The sequence below is a fragment of the Streptosporangium sp. NPDC006007 genome, assembly GCF_040614315.1.
In the GTDB taxonomy this organism is placed as follows: domain Bacteria; phylum Actinomycetota; class Actinomycetes; order Streptosporangiales; family Streptosporangiaceae; genus Streptosporangium.
Window position 1 is genome coordinate 1 of sequence record NZ_JBEXUG010000097.1, and the last position, 1728, is coordinate 1728.

2 protein-coding genes are annotated in these 1728 nt (G+C 69.0%); both read left to right on the top strand.

Translation table 11 applies throughout. The annotated features are described in order from the left end of the window. Window positions 1–128 precede the first annotated feature (128 nt). The gene (gene tnpA / locus ABZ194_RS30260; RefSeq protein WP_355600429.1) at window positions 129–551 is read left to right on the top strand and encodes an IS200/IS605 family transposase; all 423 of its coding nucleotides are present in this window, start codon (window positions 129–131) and stop codon (window positions 549–551) included. Beyond that, on the top strand, window positions 544–1728 hold a 1185-nt coding region (locus tag ABZ194_RS30265; RefSeq protein ID WP_355600430.1), incomplete at its 3' end, for a transposase. The genes tnpA and ABZ194_RS30265, both read left to right, overlap by 8 nt.

Genomic DNA, 1728 nt, shown 5'->3' on the forward strand with positions numbered 1-1728 from the left:
TTTAGGCGTCGGGGGAATCGGGAGCGGGAGGGCCGCCGAGGCCCGAGCGTGTAGTGGCCCGTCAGATTCGGGCATCGGAGGTCTCCGTTCCTCGCGCGTTAGATGCGTGACGCTGTTATAATGATCGTGTGACTCGTCAGGTGCGCACCTCTCCCGGTGCGGCGTATGACCTCGGGTACCACGTCGTGTGGTGCCCGAAGTACCGCCGCCCGGTCCTTGGCGGGCGGGTGAAGACCCGCCTTGAGGAGTTGATCCGCGCCAAGGCCGAAGAGCACGACTGGGAGATCGTGGCGCTTGAGGTGATGCCCGACCACGTGCACCTGTTCGTCAAGCCCCACCCGAAGAACTCGCCGTCGTACGTGGCCAACCAGTTCAAGGGGTTCACCTCCCACCACCTGCGCGCCGAGTTCGCGCACCTGCGCTCCCAGCTGCCCACGCTGTGGTCGCGCTCCTACTTCGTGGCCACGGCCGGCACGGTGTCCGAGCAGACGGTGCGGCGCTATGTCGAGACGCAGTATGAGCGGCCGTCCAAGGGTGGCGGTCGTGCGTAGGTCGTACAAATTCCTCATCCGCCCGACCGCGCACCAGCAGATCGCGCTGACGGCATGTCTCGACGACCACCGGACCCTGTACAACGCCGCCCTTGAGGAGCGCCGCGAGGCCTGCAGGCGGGCGAAGGCCGGCATCCGGTACGGCGACCAGTCCGCTCAGCTGAAGGAGATCCGCGCCTTCGACCCCGACCACGCGCGGTGGTCGTTCTCCTCCCAGCAGGCCACGCTCCGCCGGTTGGACAAGGCGTTCCGCGCGTTCTTCGACCGCGTGAAGAAGGGCCAGACGCCCGGTTACCCCCGGTTCAAGGGGCGGGGCTGGTTCGACACGGTCGAGTGGCCGAAGGATGGGGACGGCTGCCGGTGGGACTCCCAGCCCGAGCACCCCTCCGCGACGTTCGTGCGGTTGCGGGGCATCGGGCACGTCCGCGTCCACCGGCACCGCCCGGTCGGGGGCCGGGTGAAGACGATCAGTGTGAAGCGGGAGGGCTGCCGCTGGTACGTGGTGCTGTCGTGTGACGACGTGCCCGCCGAGCCGCTTCCCGCCACGGGCGCGGTGGCCGGGATCGACGTGGGGGTGGCGTCGCTTGTCACCACCAGCGACGGCGTCCACCTGGCCAACCCGCGCCACCTGGCCGCGTCCGCCGATCGGCTCGCTGACGCGCAGCGCGACCTGGCCCGCAAGAAGCGCGGCTCCAAACGTCGTCGCAAGGCGGTTGCCCGTGTCGCCGCCCTGCACGCCAAGGTCCGCCGTCAACGCTTGGACGGCGCGCACAAGGCCGCGAACGCGCTGGTACGCGACTACGACGTGATCGTGCACGAGGACCTGCGGATCGCGAACATGACCAAGGCCCCAGCGCCGAAACCAGACCCCGACCAGCCGGGCGCGTTCCTGCCCAACCGCGCGGCGGCCAAGGCCGGGCTGAACAAAAACATCCTGGACGCGGGTTGGGGGGTGTTCCTGACGATCCTCGTACACAAGGCTGAAAGCGCCGGTCGAGAGCTGATCGCGGTGAACCCCGCCAACACCTCCCGCACGTGTGCCCGCTGCGGGCACTGCGCTGCGGAGAACCGCGTCACTCAGGCCGAGTTCCGATGTACGGCGTGCCGCCACGAGGCACACGCCGACGTCAACGCGGCGATCAACATCCTCAGGGCAGGGCTTGCCCTTCGCGACGCT